We start from the raw sequence: 18719 nt of genomic DNA, 5'->3' as shown, positions 1-18719 counted from the left end.
CATTCTTAATAAAGGAATCGTTTAGAAGTGTAGATTTATCACAAAAAAAATACCCAATAATTATAACATAAAGTGATATTTATTAGGTATTAAAAGATAAATCTTTTTTAATTATTTTTTACTTGAACCACTAAACTTGTAAGTAATACCAAAGTTTACTCCAAAAGAAGAATAAGGTACTTTTTGAGATAATTCAGTAGAATGAGATGAGTCTCCTGCATCAATGGCTGCTGCTTGTGCTGCTGCTTCTGTATGTGATAATTCATCTACATAAGTTGTATTACTAAAAACATTAGTAGCCATAGTCTCAAGACTTGGTGATGGTAAGTTGTCTAAAGATTTATATCCAGGTATTTTAATAGTACCATTGGATGAAACAATGTCTGTATTAAATTCAGCTAACTCAGAATCTTTTCTTTTTAAACTAATTCCGTAATATTCTGCCTCAACAAAAAGAGAAAAGTTTTCATCAAGATCAAATTTATATCCTAATGCACCTACAAAACCTAAGGGAAAATGCCCATGAAAGTCTTCTATATAATTTGTCTGAGAGTATGAACCGCTATCTAAATCTAAACCTGCAATTTGTGAATTAAAAAAGGCGACTTGAGGGTCTGACAAATAAGCTCTACTAGAAACAACGGCTTCTGTTTTACCACCAACTTTTAATAAAGCACCAATACGTCCGTAAAAGTTTTCTGTAAATTTATACACCATAGAAGTAGATGCACCAAATGCACGTGCTCTTGCAATGGCATTTACTTCTGCAACACCAGGTACAGATGTTTTATTAATTGTTTGGTCTGCTCCGTTTAAATATCCTAAAGCTAATTCTAGTCCAAATTTTTCATTTAAAAAGTAAGTACCTCTTAATTGAAAATTTAAACCTTCTCCGTAACTTCCGTAATTATTTTCTGTACTTGTTGTAGTTGTGGTAGTTCCTGTAAGCATTCCGGCACTACCCATTGCATAACCGGTACTTGCAGAAATTTGAAATTGTGCATAAGACACCGTACTAATTAAAATGGCTGCTACTACTGTAATTAATTGTTTCATAATTTAAAATTTTTGAATTATTTATTTATAAAATGATAGAAATTATAGGGATTATAATATCTCAAATAAAAGTATTTATTTTTTTAATATATAGAGATAATTATGAATACCATAAATTAAAATCGCCGTCAAATATACTTTTTTTTTAATAAGATTGATTGGCGTTATTAAAGGTAAATATTTTGATCTTAATTAGATAGTAAATCAAGAAAAATATTATAAAACATTACTCTTTAATTACTAGGTATATAGCTTTTAAATTAGGGTGCTTATTTGTGCTTTTAAGACTTAAACACGTTAAAAATCCCTTTAAATTGATAACACGATGAAAATATTTTTAGTTTACAAAAAGAGCTGATATTGTTTGTTTTTTACTTCAAAACTAATTTACCTAATTTAGTATTACCAGATAACCAAGCCGTATTTCTATCTACAAACTGAATGGCATAATAGGCGTCTTTACTTACTTCTGTCCAAGTTACACCTCCGTTATTAGAAAAAGAAACACCTGTTTTACCTACAGCAAAAATTTCTAAGCCGTTGGTGTTTGGTACATATTGTACGCAGCTTTTGTAATTAGGTTCTTGTCCGTTGGCTACTAGCGTCCAAGTACGTCCACCATCTTTGGTAATGGCTTTATTTGCTTTGTTTTCTAAAGGATTTGAGTAATCACCACCCATTATAATTCCGTTATTTTTATCAGTAAAATCAATAGAATAAATGCCTTGTGGTCCATTTCCTTGAATGATTGGAGTTTCAAAAATTTGCCAAGAATTTCCAAAATCATCAGACTTTAAAATACGTGCTTTTTTTCCTCCAGAAGCAATCCAAACCGTGCTTCCAATAGTTTTAATATTGGTGTTACTTGCAGCAAAAAAAGCTTCGCCTTCTTTAAATTCTGGTAAATTAGCACACGGAATTTTACGCCAACTATCTCCACCATCCGAAGTTAATAGAATAGAAGCACAATTTTCTGTTGGATCTCCTACTGCAATTCCGTGCAGGTTGTCATCAAAAAATTGCAAAGCATCATAAAAAACTTTCTCATGATTTTCGGTATATTTTAAGGTAGCTTTTCTATCTGATATCTGGTATAATAGGGCAGGATTTGCAATACTTAAAGCAAACACGGCTTTACCATTAGAAGCAATACTTCTAAAGTTCGGCCGTATAGAATCTTGATATTGAATTTTTAAGACCATACTTTCCAATGCGGGCTCTTTACTATCAGAAAAGAAACCAATATCTCCATTAGAGCCTGCGTAAATAACTTCATTCTTATTGATAACCTGAATTGCACGGATGCTAACACTGTCTATTTTAAACTCTTTAAAGGTAATAGCATTGATTTCTCTAGGTTGATAATTGTCTTTGCAAGAGACAAAAATTAGGAAACCAAAAATAAATATGATTATTCTCTTCATTTTTGATACTTTTATAGGACTAAAATAGCTGTTTTTTTTAAAACTATAAACTTATTTAATTTAGTTGCATATAATGTATTGCATGATTAATTTTATAAACAAAAAAAAACTATTTTAGATTTCCACGTTTTTGGGAATAACAGTTTTAAGGACATCCACTAAAAAATAGTGGGATTTTTTTTAAATAAACAAATCATTTTTAGATAATGAAAAAAGCATTGGTAATTTCTGGAGGAGGAAGTAAAGGAGCATTTGCAGGAGGAGTTGCACAATATTTAATGAAGAAAGAAAACAAAGATTACGATTTGTATATAGGAACGTCTACAGGAAGTTTAATGGTTTCTCACCTAGCTTTAGGTAAATTAGATGAGCTAAAAGAGTTATATACCAACGTAAACCAAAAAACTATTTTTAGTAATAATCCTTTTAAAATTAAAAAAGTAGCCGGAGAAAAAGTAGTTAGTATTCGACATTTAAATACGATATGGAACTTTTTAAACGGAAGAAAAACTTTTGGGGAAAGTAAAAACTTACGGACTTTAATAAAAAACAAGATTACCAAAGAAATATACGATGAAATTAGAGAAAACAACAAAGAGGTTGTGGTTACGGTTTCTAATTTAACAGCCAATCAAATTGAATATAAGTCTATAAATGATTGTACTTATGATGATTTTTGTGATTGGATTTGGGGTTCTTGTAATTATGTGCCTTTTATGAGTTTGTTAGAAAAAAATAATTGTCAGTATGCAGATGGTGGTTTTGGTTCTTTAGTTCCCATTAGAGAAGCCATATTAAGAGGAGCAACAGAAATTGATGCCATTATTTTAGAAACAGAAGTTACTCAGTTTAATAAATTGCCTGCTACAAACCCGTTTTCTTTATTGTTTGATGTATTCGATTTTATGCTAGCACACGTAGAAAGACACAATATTACCATTGGTAAATTGGCAGCTACAAATAAAAATATTAAACTAAATTTATATTATACACCTACGGTTTTAACTACAAATTCTTTAGTTTTTGATGAAAAATTAATGCGAAAATGGTGGAAATCTGGTTATAAATACGCAAAGTCTAAAAGAGAAGAGTTAATGAGCGAATTTAGACCCGATGTTTTAACCGATCAAGAAATAGAAGAAGGTATAGAAGATTTAGACAACTTAAATTTCTAAGCAGTATTAGCTAGAGCGTTTCGCTCAAAAATTCAACAAGTAATACATAACAAGCACGTTACAAAATGCTTATATGAGCCTTTTGTAATCAATAATATTTGTATTAAGTAGAAAATGTTAACGGTATTGGTACGAGCAAGACGCTCGCGCTAGCGGAGATGATTTATTTGTAAATAAATTAATATGATGGCAATGGTTAATAATCCGCTATCTACATATACCATCATTATAATTTCATTTTTATTTTTTAAAATCTACATACATGTTATTACTTGCAGGAGTTGCTAATTTAGAATTGTAAATCTCAGAATATTCTTCAACATTCGTTTTAAAATCACCTTTAGATCCGGTAGTAATATAAGTTATAGTTCTTGCTAATAAAGGTTCTGTTGGGTCTCCTAATTCACCTAAATTGTTATAATCTTCTTCCAATTGAATTCCTGGTAATGTTACTCCGGGAGTAAAGCCATTAATTTCATCTTGATCGTCTTTATTAGATATTTTTAATACAATAGGTTGCATTGCATACGTATGATTTGTGTTTAAATCAGCACCTGTTCTAGAATAATCTTCAGAGTCATATAAAGTAATAGACCCAACTTGTTTTCCTACTGTTGTTGTACCTACAAGTTTAACATCTATATACGGTCTTAAAGCATTTATAACCAATTCTGATGCAGAAGCTGTGCTTCCAGAAACTATAAAATAAACACTAGTAAGATTTAGACTATTTATAGGCTCTTGTAAAATAACACTTCCATTTTCATTGGTATTATTAATTTCATTTGTAAAATAATTAATCAAATTATCAGGAGTAAAGACTTTCATTGCTTTTTCATTCCATACTTGTTTAGAAAAAATGTTATCAGTAGGTTGTGTGCTTATCATACTACCTAAATAGGTTGCTGTTCTAACAGAGCCACCACCGTTGTAACGTAAATCTATAATTAATTCATCTACAAGTTCTGTTTTAAAATTATTGAATGCTGCATTTAATTCGCCATCAAAAGAACTAGAAAATTGATTATATAATAGGTAACCAATTTTTTTACCTCCTTCATTAATTACTTTAGAAATTGCAACCGGGTTTTCTGTAACGATTTCTTTAGTTAAAGAAATAGTTGTTCCGTTTGTGTTAGGGTTTCCTGCATTATAATCTGCTAAACCAATCTCTAAATTAGAGTTAGTACCAAAAAGTAAATTTTGATAGTTTGTGTCTGTTAATTGAGTTCCGTTTATGGTATTAAAAATCATGCCTCTTTGTACGCCTTTTATTTCGGCATTAGTAGTCGGAATTACATATCTTACGTAGCCATAAACATTTGTGGTACTGCTATTATAGCGTTTTAAGCCAAACTCCATTCCTGTACTTAGGTTTATTCCTTGAAAAGAGTTTTCTAAAGCAACATAATCATCAACAATCCAAGAAAAACGATCGTACCCCTTTTCATTTGTTGGATAACCATTAGCTTCTGTATATAATAAATTATCAAATAAATTTTCAGGTGATGAAAAACCTTCTAAATAACTGTTTATTTGATTCTGATTACTAAAACGTACATCTGCCAAATCTGGCACATCATTTTGCCATAAATAATAAGCGTTTAAACCTCTCCAAACAAAGTTTTCTACTTCTAGGTTTTCGGGTATACCATCTTCACTTTTAGTACAATTAAAAAAGAGTACAGAAATTATAAAAAAGACAATTACTTTAGGGAATAATTTAAACTTCATGAATTTAATATTTATAGAATATAACGCAAGATAAAAAGAAATAGTATTATTTTTAAAATATGTTGTAACAAAATATATTGTGTATCGTCTTAATTATGTAGACCCAATAATAACAAGTAAAAATTATTATGAGTTTACAAGAACAATCAACCAAAACCAAATGAACCAGTCAGACTTTTTAAAAGTTGTTTTACCCTTTAAAGACAAAGTCTTCCGTTTAGCAAAAAGACTTTTAGTTTCTACAGAAGAAGCTGAAGATGCTACGCAAGAATTGATTTTTAAATTATGGAAAAGCAAAGAAAAGATTGCTGATTATAAAAATGTTGAAGCGTTTGCAATGACCATGACTAAAAATTATTGTTATGATCGTTTAAAAAGTAAACAAGCAAGTAATTTAACTTTAATACACAGTAATTATAAAGAAAAAGATACGTCTTTAGATAAGCAAGTAGAACATCGAGACAGTGTAAACCAAGTACACCAATTGATAGAAGCATTGCCAGAGCAACAAAAAATTATTATTCAATTAAGAGATATTGAACAATATGATTTTGATGAAATCTGTAAAATGGTAGATATGAAACCAACAGCAGTAAGAGTGGCATTATCTAGAGCAAGAAAAACAATAAGAGAACAATTAATTAAAAAACACAACTATGGAGTTAGCTAACATAGAAAAATTAGTAGAAAAATACGAAAACGCAGAAACGTCTTTGCAAGAAGAAACAACCTTAAGAAACTATTTTACAGGAGGGTCTGTTGCACCACATTTGCAAGAATACGAATACATGTTTAACTATTTTGCTACTAGCAAAGATGAAACGTACACCAAAACCATTAAGTTAGAACCTAAGAAATCTAAAAAGAGAAACTTAAAATGGTTGTCTGTAGCTGCATCAATAGTCTTATTATTTAGTGTATTTATTGGTAAAAATGAATACGATAGATATCAAGCAAAAAAACAATTCGATCAAATAAGTAAAGGGTTAATGCTTTTATCTGAAAACCTTAAAAAAGGAGAGCAAGCGGTAGCAACTTTGTATACTTATGAAGATACCGTAAAAAAAATATTAAAATAAAAACCAAGTAACAATAGTAAAACCAAGTAAACACAGAAATTATGAAAAAAATAGCAATATTAATAGCGTTAGTAGTTGCACCAATGGTAACAAGCGCACAGTCTTTTTTTGACACTTTAGAAGATATGAATGGAGTAGATATGGTAGTGGTTACCAAAGATGCTTTTGAGTTAATCTCTAAATTTAAAAATGTACAAGTAGATGATAATGAAGGTATGAAGGTATTTCAGATGATTCAAGACTTAAAGGAATTTAAAATGTTTTCTACGAAAGATACTGGCATTGCAAACAAAATGGAAGCGATGACAAATGCTGCAATTAAAAAACAAAACTTAACTCAATTAATGCGAATTAAAGACGATAATTCTCGTGTAAAAATTTATGTAAAATCTACAAAAAATAAAGATTTTGTGAGTGAAGTATTAATGTTTATTAAAGGTATTGATAAACAAACGAAAGGAAATGCAGAAGCTGTAGTTGTTTCTTTAACAGGAAACATAGATATTAATAAAATGTCTGAATTAGCAGATACTTTTTCTAAAAATTAAATCATTAAAATAATGTCTGTTTGAGCGCAGTCGGAAACTTTATCTGTTCTATAAAACGATAGCAATAATTTTCAACTGGGCTCAAAAAGGCACTTTTATCAACAAAAACTTAAAATAAATCATGAAAAACACAACCAAAATACTTTCTCTTTTATTACTTGTCTTGATGATTACTTCATGTAAAAATGAAAAATCATTACAAGGATATTTAGTAGAAAGCCAAGAAAAATCGGGTTTCATAACTGTAGATATTCCTACAAGTTTTTTACAATTAAAGTCTGAAGATGTTTCCGAAGAAGTAAAAGAAACCTTAAAAAGTATTCGAAAAGTTAACGTAGTAGCTTTACCAATTAAAGGAAATGAAGCTGCGTATGAAGTTGAGAAAATTAAATTAAAAAGTATTTTTAAAGATAATGAAGATTATAAATCTTTAATGTCTCTAAAAGCGCAAGGAATGAATGTAAGCATTTATTATACTGGTGATACTGAATCTATAGATGAAGTAATTGCTTTTGGTTACGGTAATGAAATTGGAGTAGGAGTTGCCCGTTTATTAGGCGATAACATGAATCCTGCTAAAATTATAGAAATGATGAATAGCGTAAAATTTGATGGAGACAATGTGAATCTAGATCATTTTAGTGCCATTTTTAAAGGGAAATAGAACTTAATTTTTTTATCTGTAAAAGCTGTAATTTCATTAGAAGTTACAGCTTTTTTGTTATTATATTTGTTAAAAAATATGAATTTAAAGATTAGTTTATTAATATGTCTCTTTTTTCTTATTATTTCTTGTGAATCTAATGAAAGTGTTGAGGAAAAAGTAATTCCAGATGCAAAAATTATTTCACATACTATTTTAGAGAATAATGAAAATTTTATAAAAACTCAAGTTGATTTAGAATTTTCAGACTCAAAAAATAAATTTTTAGAAGAACATGGTGTTTTTTGGTATAAAAAATCAACTCCTAAAAGAAAAATTAACTTTGGGGTTTTAGAAGCATCTCATTTTACAGCAGCTATTTCACAAGGTTTATTAAAAGATTCTATTTATAAAACCTATCCATTTATTAAGTTTCAAGACAAATATATTTATGGAGATACTATCACTTTCAAAAGTTTATTTACTTCTATTATAACAGTAAATGAAATTTTACCTAAAAATGGGTTTATAAATGATACAATTCAAATTATTGGTAAAAACTTTTGTGTAGAAGATTTTAGGAATAGTGTTTACCTTGGTCAATTTTCTCAATTAGATATTATTTCTGAATCAGATACTTTAATTAAAGGTACTATTCCTGCTTATTTAAAAGAATCAACACTTCCTTTAACTCTTAAAACCTGTAACACAACCACGCAAATAAAAGATGAATTTACGATAGATGAACCTATTTTAGATTCTTTAAGTTCTGGAGAAAAATATATAGGAGATGAATTAACCATTTATGGGAAAAACATTCATTCCTCAATCTCTGAAGTTTGGATAGACAATATAAAAGTAGAAGTTTTAAATAGTAATTCCATAGATAGTTTTTCAGTTAAAATCCCTAAAAATTTATCTATAGGTAAAGTAAATTTTAAATTAAAGGTAATTGATAAAGTAATTGAAAAGGAAAAATATTTCCAAACAACAACTCCATTTATAGAGAGCTTATTGCCACAAACAGTTGGTTTTCTAGACACTTTAACCATCAAAGGGAATTATTTTAAACAGAAGAACTCTCAATTAAAAGTATATGTAGGAAATAGTTTGCAAAGTATAGTAAGTCATAAAAAAAACGAAGTTAAAATTTTTATTGACCGATATTTTAACGAAACAGAGCCAAAAGTAAAATTAGAATTTAATGACTTTACGATTGAAGAACCTGTTCAAATAAAACCTCCAGCTATCAAAGGTTTCAATAAAGAGATTTATCATTTAAACGAAACTAATTTTGTGATAAAAACAGAAAGTTTTTTAGATGATGATATAGAAATAGGAGGAAGAGCAAAAACATTTGGAGTTAAAAGTGAAGTTGATGTGTCAGGTAATTTAGGTTTATCTCTAAATAGTTGGTTAGACATTGATTTTTATAGTTGGGGATATAATCTAACAACACCTGGTAGTTTAGAGATTAAAATTAAAACACAGTTTGGAGAAGATTCTAAATTGGTTAAAATTCATAAACCAGAAATAACTTCGGTAAATAAAGAAGAGTTTTTATATAATGATCATATTATTTTAACAGGAAATAATTTTGCATATAGAAGTTTTACAAAAGTTTATATAGATAATGAAGAAGTGCCTTTTCAATCAAATTCAACTTATACGCTAAATAATAGTAAAATAGAATTTCCTTTAAATATAAATACAACTGCAGGAAAGCATAAACTTTACGTAATTACTGCTGGGCAAAAATCTAATGAAATAGAATATAATATTAAAAAAACAGAAGTTTTTTCTTTAAATAAAAATATGGGTACCAGAAAAGACCTTTATGAAATTCAAGGGAAAAATCTTAAAAAACTAGAAATAACTGCAGATAATTTTTATGTTTTTCAAATAAGTGAGGAAGATGAAAAAGTTACGTTTAGATTACCTTATTTTAATAAATTAAAACCAAGTTTTAAAATTACAGCTTCAAGTGGTGACCAAAAATTTGATTTAGGTACTTTTAATGGTATCGAACCTTATGATATTTTTGAAGATGCTTTTGAGAATGATGTTCGTTATTATAAAAAACACATTACTTTTTCTGATGAAGAAAATTGGTATTATTGTAATAATGATGGTGTTTTTAAGTTTTCGTTAATAAAACATAAATGGGAAGTTTTCGATACAAATTCGCCTCCTTTTAATACCCCTCTTTTTGGAGAAAGCACATTTGTTTCTTTGGAAAATGGAATCGCAAAATATGCAATTGGAAGCCAGTTACATACTTACAACACAAATACTAAAGAATGGAATCTAATAAATCTAAAAAACATAAGTATAAAAACAGGTATTGTAGTTGGTGATTTTATTTATGCAAAACAATATGATAAAATAAATTTTATAAAATATAATTTAAAAAATCAAACATTTGAAGATTTAAATAAACCATCAGATTTAAATATATCTTTTGAGAATATTACTTTTGGAGACAATAAAATATTTATAAATCCAGTGCAAGGAAGTGGATATTATTTTGATATTACGAATGATACTTGGAATAATATAGGAAGACCAAGGAATTTTTCAGGAACTTACAATAATGTTGCTCTAAAATATTTTAAAGGAAATTTATATTTTAGTGGTGGTTATACAGATGGGGGAATAGAACATAGATTGTATGAGTATAATTTAATCTCAAATTCTTGGACAGAGAAAACACCAATGCTGCAAAAACTATTGAGTCATTCTATGTTTATAAAAAATGGTAAAATCTACTTTAGTCTTGGCATGAATGAAAATTATAGTATAAATTCTAATATTCAAGTTTATGATTTTATTAATGACCCGAACTAGTTTAACGGGTAATTAACGTTATATGGTATCGTATTTGCTAATTTTGTTTTAATAATAACACTATTTATGATAATTAAAAAAGTTTCATTTCTCCTTTTAATATTGATGAGTTCAATAAGTTTTTCTCAAACTTATAAAACCTATAAACCAGAAAGAGATAAAATTCACAGTTTGGTGCACACAAAATTAAAAGTAGATTTTAATTTTAGCGAAAAACAATTAAACGGGGAAGCCTGGGTAACCGCAAAACCTCATTTTTATGCAACAAACAAAATTACGTTAGATGCTAAAGCAATGATTATTCATCAAGTTTCATTGAATAATCAGAACTTAGACTATAATTATGATGATGTTAGTCTTATTATTGATTTACCAAAAGAGTATACCAAAGACGAAGAATTTACACTTTACATTAAATATACTGCACGTCCAGAAAAAGTACAACAGAAAGGAAGTGCGGCAATTACAGATGCCAAAGGGTTGTATTTTATAAACGCAGATGGTACGGATAAAAACAAACCTACACAAATATGGACGCAAGGTGAAACAGAAGCAAGCAGCTGTTGGTTTCCAACGATTGATAGTCCGAATCAAAAAACCACAGAAGAAATTTATATTACCGTTCCAGATAAATTTGTCACACTATCTAACGGAAAATTAGAGAGTTCTACCAAAAACGGTCTTAATAGAACCGATTACTGGAAAATGGATCAAAAACATGCGCCTTATTTATTCTTTATGGGAGTGGGAGAGTATGAAGTTATAAAAGACTCATACAAAAATATTCCTGTAAACTATTATGTAGAAAAAGAATACGCTCCATATGCCAAAGCTATTTTTGGATTGACACCAGAAATGATTGGTTTCTTTTCTGATAAATTAGGGGTAGAATATCCTTGGAATAAATATAGTCAGATTGTTGGTAGAGATTATGTTTCTGGTGCTATGGAGAATACAACGGCAGTAATTCATGGAGAACAAGCCTATCAAACTCCAGGACAGTTAATTGATGAAAATGTACAAGAAAATACCATTGCACATGAGCTTTTTCATCATTGGTTTGGAGATTTAGTAACTTCAGAAAGTTGGTCTAACTTAACTTTAAATGAATCTTTTGCAAATTATAGCGAGTATTTATGGAGAGAACATAAGTACGGGAAATTAGATGCAGATGTGCATTTGTTTGAGGACCGTCAGGCTTATTTAAATGGTCAAAATACCGACAAACATTTGGTACGTTATAATTATGTAGATAAAGAAGATATGTTCGATTTAGTCACCTACAATAAAGGTGGTTCCATTTTGCACATGTTGCGTAATTATTTAGGTGATGAGGCTTTTTTCTTAGGTTTAAAAACCTATTTAAATGAAAATAAATACAAAGCTGCAGAAGTACATCAATTGAGATTGGTTTTTGAAAGAATTACTGGTAAAGACTTAAACTGGTTCTTTAATCAATGGTATTTTGGAGCTGGACACCCAAAAATTGATGTTACTTATGATTATAACACCATTCAGAAAAAAGTAACCGTTAATCTTTTGCAATTAAATGTAAATGAATTTAAATTTCCTTTGGCTATCGATGTTTTCGAAGACGGTAAAAAAACAAGACATAATGTGTTTGTGAATGGAAATGATGCTTCTTTTACGTTTCCTTACACAAAACAACCTACATTAATTCAAATAAATGCAGATGGTGTTTTGTTATGTGAAATCACAGAAAATAAGGTGTTAAGTGATTATGTTTTTCAATTAAAAAATGCTGAAAATTATCAACATAGAAGAGAAGCTTTATTAGAAGTAGCTAAGAAACAAGAAGAAAAAGATGCTTTTAATGCAGTTGTAAATGCAATGAACGACCCTTCTTATAAAATTAGAATTTTGGCCTTACAAAAAGTAGATTTAATTAATAAGTTTTCTAAAAAAGATGCCATTTCAAAAATAATGGAAATTGCCAATAATGATAAAAAAACATTGGTACAGGCTGCAGCAATTGAAACGTTAGGGAAATTAACAGATCCAGAATTGAAATCGATATTTGTAAAAGGATTAGAAAGTAAATCATATTCTGTAATAGGAAAATCTTTGGTAGCGATGTATTATATAGACAAACCTACTGCAATTGCAAAATCTAAAGAATTACCAGACGAAATTAAAAAAATATTAGCAACGCCTTTAACACGCATTTATATAGAAGAAAATGACGAAAAGGAATTGCCTTTTATAGCAAAAAGTGTCGTTTCTGGTATGTTTTTGTCTGGTGATGATGCTACAAAAAGTTTGTATCAAAAAGCCTTTAAACAAATCTCAGAAAGCAATAATTCTGAAGCTATTCAGAATTTAGTAGATGATATGGTGGTAAAAGGAAACCAATACAAATCTTTTAATTTTGATAAAGTGGTTATTAACTTAATGAGAACCATGATAAATGATCAAAAAACCAAAAACACTTCAAACAAAATTAGAAATACTGAAATTATTAAGGAAGCAATGGCTAAGTTACTGTAGTATAAAATATTCATATTTTTTATAAGCCCAAATGGATATCCAAAACATAAAAAATAATTTAGTAGCACCAATTGCCAATCTGAATAATAAATGATGAAAATTATTGGTTAAATTAGACTGTAATAAACAAAATAAAATGATGGAAATTATAAAAGCAAACGCAACGCATTGCGATGTTATTATAGCTACAGGAAAACAAGCCTTTCTAGAATCTCATGGGCATAGTGCTTCTAAAGAAGATATTGAACTTTATATTGATAAAGCATATCAGAAAGAAACTATTCTTACAGAGTTAAAAAACAGTAAAGTACATTATTATCTTATTTATATTGATACCATTATTGCAGGTTTTTCTAAAGTTGAATTAGATACTACCAACAAAAATATAGCCGATACAAACATTACAAAGCTAGACAGAATATACCTTTTAGAAAGTTTTCATGGTAAGCAGCTAGGTGCACAATTATTTCATTTTAATTTAGAATTATCTAAAAAAAATAATCAGAATGGTATTTGGTTGGCAGTTTGGACAGAGAATCAAAAGGCAGTAAAGTTTTATCATAAAATGGGCTTTAAAATTGCTGGAGTATTTGATTTTAAAATATCAGACACACATACCAACCCTAATCATATTATGTATTTAAAATACTAAAAACTCAATATAAAATTCGCTAGGGAATTAGTACATTTTTACTTTATAAGGCATAACAAAAACTATATTTTTAATATTTAATTTTTTTCTAAAAAGAACTAAGAAGCCCAAAATACGGTTAAAAAAGTTGGCGATATTTTACAAGTTTGACGCTTTAGGTAGCGTAAAATAAAATGTGGTACCTCTATCAACTTCACTTTCAACCCAAATTTCTCCTTTATAAAATTGAATTACTTTTTTAACGATAGAAAGCCCAATTCCAGATTTACTTTCACTACCGTCTATACTTTGAAACAATTCAAATATTTTTTTAAAATATTTTTCATCAATACCTTTTCCGTTGTCTTTAATGTAAAATTCCCAAAACAGATGAGTTTCCTTTACACCAATCTCTATTTTACCAGTTTTGGTAACGATGCTTTTTATAGCGTTTTGTAGCAAATTTTGAAAGACTTGAAGAATTCTATGCTTATTACCTCTTATCATTGGCAGATTTGCAGCTACTTTAATTTCAACAGAATCTGGTATAATTATTAATTTTATAATATCATTTACCAAATCATAGGTATTAATTTCGTATTCAGGCATATCTACATTATCAATGCTAGAATATTTTAAAATACCAGTAATTAAAGATTCCATTTTTTCTAGATTTTCTAGAATTAATTGAGAATAGGTTTTACTTTCTTCTGAAAGTTTATTTTCTGAATCCTCTTCAATCCAATTAAGTAAAGTATAAATGCTACGTAAAGGTGTTTTTAAATCATGAGAAACAATGTGAGCATAATTGTTTAAATCTGTGTTTTTCTGTTCTAAATTCACCAAAAGTTCTTCTCTTGCTTTATTGGCATTTAAAATATCTTTCGATTGTTTTTCAATGTGTGCTACTAAATTTATAGATTCATTTATTTCCGAAATATTTTCTACAGAGTCAATATTTAAAACCTTTGCAATATAATTAAGACTGTTAATAATTTTTTTAAGGTTTTTAGTTTCTTTTTGTGCGTCTTTACGTTCTGTAATATCACTAACAGCACCAATTACATTTATAATTTCGTTTTCTTTATTAACTAATAAAGAAACATATAAGTCTCCCCAAATAACCGTTTTGTCTTTTCGTATATATCGTTTTTCTATATTATAAGCATCAATTTCTCTATTAATTAATTTATTAAATTTATCCAAATCATTTTCTAAATCATCTGGATGTGTGAAATCTGAAAAGGTCATTTTAGTAAGGTCTTTTTCAGAGTATCCTAAAACATCCATTAATTTTTTATTTGTAAATACGGGTTTCCCTTTCAAATCTAATAATGTAATTCCTATACCTGCATTGTTAAATATGGAATAAAATTTTCTTTCGGTAAGTTTTAATTCATCTAGTTTAATGCGTAAGGTTTCTTGTAGCTTATTTTTTAGATTTTCTAGCTGGTTGTTTTTGTGTTGTAATTTTTTATATTGAAGTTGTAATTTGTAGTTGTAATATTGATTTCCTATTAAAAGAAATAGAATTAAAAGAACAATAATAATAAAGGAAATCCATTTATAGGCAACGTAAATAAACTTGTCTTTTTTAATCTTTTCGATGTCTATTTTATGAATAAGAATAAGGGCTTTATTGTCTTTGTAAGAATTGTTTTTTATACTATTATCATCTATTGTTAATTTTTTATAGACATAAATAAAATTCTTATTGGTGTAACTACCAGTAGCATGTTGCTGTATCTCATTCCATAGTTTTTTCTCTGTTTTATATAATGTAAAACTATCAGAATTTGACGTAATATGAGCAAAGTTGCTGCGTTTATTTTTAGAGATTAAACTAAATCCTTCTTCAGTTCTAAGCTCAAAATCTGCATATTCTCCCTTGTTCTGTGTAGCCAATTTATGAAACAAATTATCCATAAAATAGTTAATTACTATTAAGCCATTCCACTTTCCATTGGGTGTATATACTTTTTTTGCAACTCTAAGCACCGGGTTGTATGGAGTTTCAATTTTCCCATATTCCATATTCAAATCAATATTAGAAAAATAAATATCACCTTTTTGTACTTTTACAGCATTCTTAAAATAATAACGATTGCTTTTATTTTGAAGTTTATCATATTCTTTCACTTTAGCCGCATTAATGCTATCAAAATCTACACGAATCGTTTCAAGACCTAAAGTATCAATAAATCGAACCTGATCGTAAGTAGTTTGTAGGTTTGATAAATGAAGAAAAAACTCCTTAAGTTTTTCTTTTTTAGGTTGATTATCTCCTGCAAAATCTTTACTGAATTCCCAATGAATAAGATCAATATCCGTTGCCAAAGACCTGTACATATCATTAATTATAATCCCTTTAGAATTTAAATCATTAACTGCTCCATTTTTAATAATTTCTAGTTGATTTTCCGTAATTATTCTATAATAATTATGAATAATTAAATAACTAATTAAAGACAAAGGAATTAAAAAAAGGAATAGTTTTTTAATATTTATAAATTTCATTATTAGTTATTTAAGAAAAATAAAACAGTGTTGTTTTATAAAGTAATAATTTATTTTAACACAGTGAAATTCTAAATTATTTAGATTTTAAATGTATAGTAAAAGTCTTAAATAGTAAAGTATTTATTAAGGTTTGTTTTTAAGTGCTCTATAATTATTTAGAGAATTTATGATAGTAGAAATCAAAGAGATGTTGTAGATTTCCGTTTCTAAAAAAATACAATGCTTTATTTTATTACAATTATTATACTACTCATTATTTTGTATATGAGCTTAAAACCTAAGAAAAAGGAAAAAATAATTCCTTTAGAAAAAGTGGTAATTCCAACGCTTTGGCATCAAATATTAGCAGATAATGTACTTTTCTATAAGAAACTTACCCATAAAGAACAACAATTGTTTTGTGCTAAGATGGTCTATTTCTTAGACGTAACAAATATAGAAGCCATTCATTTTAAACTAGAAGAGTTAGATAAGTTGTTAATTGCAGCCAGTGCGGTAATTCCTGTTTTTAGATTTCCAACATGGCATTATGCGAATTTAAATACGGTATTAATTTATCCAGATTATTTTGATGAAGACCTGCAATTTAGCAGTAAAACCGAAGGCAGAAATATAGGTGGTTTGGTAGGTACGGGACGTTTCGAAAATCAAATGATTTTATCTAGAAAGGCATTACATCTGGGTTTTCAAAATAAAACAGACAAAGGCAATACAGCTATTCATGAATTTATTCATTTATTAGACAAAGCAGATGGGGTTATAGATGGCATTCCGGCTGCTTTGTTAGATAAACAATTTACAATTCCTTATTTACAGATAATTCATAAAGAAATGGAAGCTATTAATAATGACAAATCAGATATTCGAAATTATGGTGGCACCTCAGAAATTGAATTTTTAGCCGTTGCAGGAGAATATTTTTTTGAAAGACCTAAGTTGTTTAAAAGAAAGCATCCAGAATTGTATACAATGCTAGAAGCTTGTTTTGTGAAATGAGATAATGGTTTAAAAGGTAGATTAAGTATACCTTTTAACTATAAAAATAAACTTCTTTTCGGCTCTTACTAAAGTCAAAAAGAAGTTTATTTTGTGTTATTTTTTCATTACAAATTGATTTGTAATATTCTCGATATCCTTTTGGGTTAACTTTTTGGCAGATTTCTTTATTTTTTTGATAAAGACCGCTACTTCTTCGGCACTTCCTGGAGCTCCTAAATTTTGATTATTAGCATCATTAGAGTCTGTAATTACTTTTAAATTAGCATCTAAAATTAACCAAAAAGGTAAGCCAGCTTTATCTCCATCATACTTTTTTAATAAATCTAGAGAACCTGGGTTTTCTAAATTTTTGTTTTTTGCAGATTCTTTAACAACAATAGGTACAATTACATAATTGTCATCAAAAAACTTTTTAGTATTTTTAGATTGCATGTCTTTGGTCATTTTATGGCACCAACTACACCAAGAGGCTTCAAATTTTATAAAAATAGATTTCCCTTCTTTTTTTGCTATCTCTTGCGCGTTTTCTAATAAATTTTTTGTGCTTTCTTGTGCGGAAACTTGTTGATTAAAAGCGAATAAAGCAGTTATAAAAAGTGCTAGAAATTTAGTTTTCATAGATGTTTTTTTAATGTTTAAAATGTTTTTTTGTACTGTATCAATAGTTTACTAAGATAGCTTTTTTAAAGCTTCTATAATTTCATCAGGCTCAGAACGTGTTCTATAATCAATATTTACATAATTCCATGTAACTATGCCTTTGCGGTTCAATATAAAAGTGGCAGGAATTGGCAATACACTAGCATTACCATTATTTATTTTATCTAAATCAAGATTGCGATCTACGCGCATGTGTTCTGCCATAAATTCTGGTACTTCCCAAGCAACACCATATTTAGAGGCTATTTTTGCATTTTGATCAGACATAACTATAAAATCCATTTCACTAATCTCACTTTTCGTTAAGGAACCATCAGGCACTTGCGGACTTATAGCAACTAAGTTAGCTCCTAAGTCTTTAATTTTGTTTAATTTAGCTTGTAAAGCTCTCAGTTGTAAGTTACAATACGGACACCAATCTCCTCGGTAAAATGTAATTACAAGCGGACCTTCTTCTAATAAAGAATCTAAAGAAATTAATTTTCCTTCTGCATTTGGCAACTCAAAACTAGGTGCTTTTTCTCCAACTTTTAGCGCATTTTTTCCTTCTTCAAAAGCTTTTGCTTTAGTTATTATAGCATCAACACCTTTCATGAAATTAGGATTATTTTTTCTTCCTGCTGCAATTTTAGCATCTGTTTGTGCTCTTAAATTCTTCATTATTTTATTTTTATATTACCAAAAACATCACTAATAATTGAATTTAAAAAGAGTGAATTTATAGATTCATTCTTTTTAGATATTTAAAATGAAATATTTATCATCTTAATACTTTTATAAGTAAGCTGTTTTCGCAAAGCTAAAGAAAAGATAGTTACCATTGTGTTGATTTATGCGTTATGTAAAGCTTTTTTTAAAAGAAATTCAAATGAAAATATGTCACTTTATTCTAAAG

The 18719-nt window shown here is 28.3% G+C and carries 15 protein-coding genes; 9 read left to right on the top strand and 6 right to left on the bottom strand.

All coding sequences use genetic code 11. The features are described 5' to 3' along the window. Positions 1–111 precede the first annotated feature (111 nt). On the bottom strand, positions 112–1056 hold the full coding sequence (locus JOP69_RS03670; protein ID WP_203392437.1) for an outer membrane beta-barrel protein: 945 nt from the start codon (positions 1054–1056) through the stop codon (positions 112–114). A 371-nt stretch (positions 1057–1427) separates the two neighbouring features. Then, positions 1428–2480 carry an oxidoreductase gene (locus tag JOP69_RS03665; RefSeq protein ID WP_203392438.1) on the bottom strand — a complete coding sequence of 351 codons (1053 nt, stop codon included), beginning with the start codon at positions 2478–2480 and terminating at the stop codon, positions 1428–1430. 206 nt (positions 2481–2686) lie between these two features. Here JOP69_RS03665 and JOP69_RS03660 point away from each other — a divergent pair, with 206 nt between their 5' ends. Further along, the gene (locus JOP69_RS03660) at positions 2687–3655 is read left to right on the top strand and encodes a patatin family protein (protein WP_203392439.1); all 969 of its coding nucleotides are present in this window, start codon (positions 2687–2689) and stop codon (positions 3653–3655) included. A gap of 240 nt (positions 3656–3895) precedes the next feature. Here JOP69_RS03660 and JOP69_RS03655 read toward each other — a convergent pair whose 3' ends face one another. Continuing rightward, positions 3896–5389, bottom strand: coding sequence for a S41 family peptidase (locus JOP69_RS03655; protein WP_203392440.1), 1494 nt, complete (start codon positions 5387–5389; stop codon positions 3896–3898). 160 nt (positions 5390–5549) lie between these two features. On the opposite strand from JOP69_RS03655, the gene JOP69_RS03650 reads away from it, so the two are divergent. From JOP69_RS03650 to JOP69_RS03620, 7 genes are all read left to right on the top strand, one after another. After that, a complete protein-coding gene (locus tag JOP69_RS03650) occupies positions 5550–6059 on the top strand; it encodes an RNA polymerase sigma factor (RefSeq protein WP_165731238.1) in 510 nt (169 codons plus the stop codon). Beyond that, on the top strand, positions 6046–6468 hold the full coding sequence (locus JOP69_RS03645) for a hypothetical protein (RefSeq protein WP_203392441.1): 423 nt from the start codon (positions 6046–6048) through the stop codon (positions 6466–6468). The genes JOP69_RS03650 and JOP69_RS03645 overlap by 14 nt, the downstream gene beginning before the upstream one ends. A 41-nt stretch (positions 6469–6509) precedes the next feature. Further along, positions 6510–7016, top strand: a complete 507-nt coding sequence (locus JOP69_RS03640; protein WP_203392442.1) for a DUF4252 domain-containing protein — start codon at positions 6510–6512, stop codon at positions 7014–7016. A 121-nt stretch (positions 7017–7137) separates the two neighbouring features. Further along, the gene (locus JOP69_RS03635) at positions 7138–7680 is read left to right on the top strand and encodes a DUF4252 domain-containing protein (protein ID WP_165731235.1); all 543 of its coding nucleotides are present in this window, start codon (positions 7138–7140) and stop codon (positions 7678–7680) included. Between the two features lie 78 nt (positions 7681–7758). After that, positions 7759–10506: a kelch repeat-containing protein gene (locus JOP69_RS03630; protein WP_203392443.1), complete on the top strand. Its 2748-nt coding sequence runs from the start codon at positions 7759–7761 to the stop codon at positions 10504–10506. Positions 10507–10611: 105 nt separating this feature from the next. After that, positions 10612–13014, top strand: a complete 2403-nt coding sequence (locus tag JOP69_RS03625) for a M1 family metallopeptidase (protein ID WP_252191180.1) — start codon at positions 10612–10614, stop codon at positions 13012–13014. Positions 13015–13150: 136 nt separating this feature from the next. Continuing rightward, positions 13151–13666: a GNAT family N-acetyltransferase gene (locus JOP69_RS03620; RefSeq protein ID WP_252191179.1), complete on the top strand. Its 516-nt coding sequence runs from the start codon at positions 13151–13153 to the stop codon at positions 13664–13666. Positions 13667–13804: 138 nt separating this feature from the next. Here the strand turns inward: JOP69_RS03620 and JOP69_RS03615 are convergent, their stop codons facing one another. Next, a complete protein-coding gene (locus tag JOP69_RS03615; RefSeq protein ID WP_203392445.1) occupies positions 13805–16162 on the bottom strand; it encodes an ATP-binding protein in 2358 nt (785 codons plus the stop codon). A gap of 222 nt (positions 16163–16384) precedes the next feature. Between JOP69_RS03615 and JOP69_RS03610 the strand changes: the two genes are divergently transcribed. Beyond that, positions 16385–17161, top strand: coding sequence for a zinc-dependent peptidase (locus JOP69_RS03610; protein WP_203392446.1), 777 nt, complete (start codon positions 16385–16387; stop codon positions 17159–17161). Positions 17162–17257: 96 nt separating this feature from the next. Here JOP69_RS03610 and JOP69_RS03605 read toward each other — a convergent pair whose 3' ends face one another. Together JOP69_RS03605 and JOP69_RS03600 are read right to left on the bottom strand one after the other, a co-directional pair. Further along, entirely contained in the window at positions 17258–17782 is a 525-nt protein-coding gene (locus JOP69_RS03605; protein WP_203392447.1) for a thioredoxin family protein, read from the bottom strand. 51 nt (positions 17783–17833) lie between these two features. Further along, positions 17834–18484, bottom strand: a complete 651-nt coding sequence (locus JOP69_RS03600) for a peroxiredoxin-like family protein (RefSeq protein WP_203392448.1) — start codon at positions 18482–18484, stop codon at positions 17834–17836. Positions 18485–18719: the final 235 nt, after the last annotated feature.

Source organism: Polaribacter sp. Q13 (genome assembly GCF_016858305.2).
In the GTDB taxonomy this organism is placed as follows: domain Bacteria; phylum Bacteroidota; class Bacteroidia; order Flavobacteriales; family Flavobacteriaceae; genus Polaribacter.
This window is presented reverse-complemented; position numbering and strand designations above follow the sequence as displayed.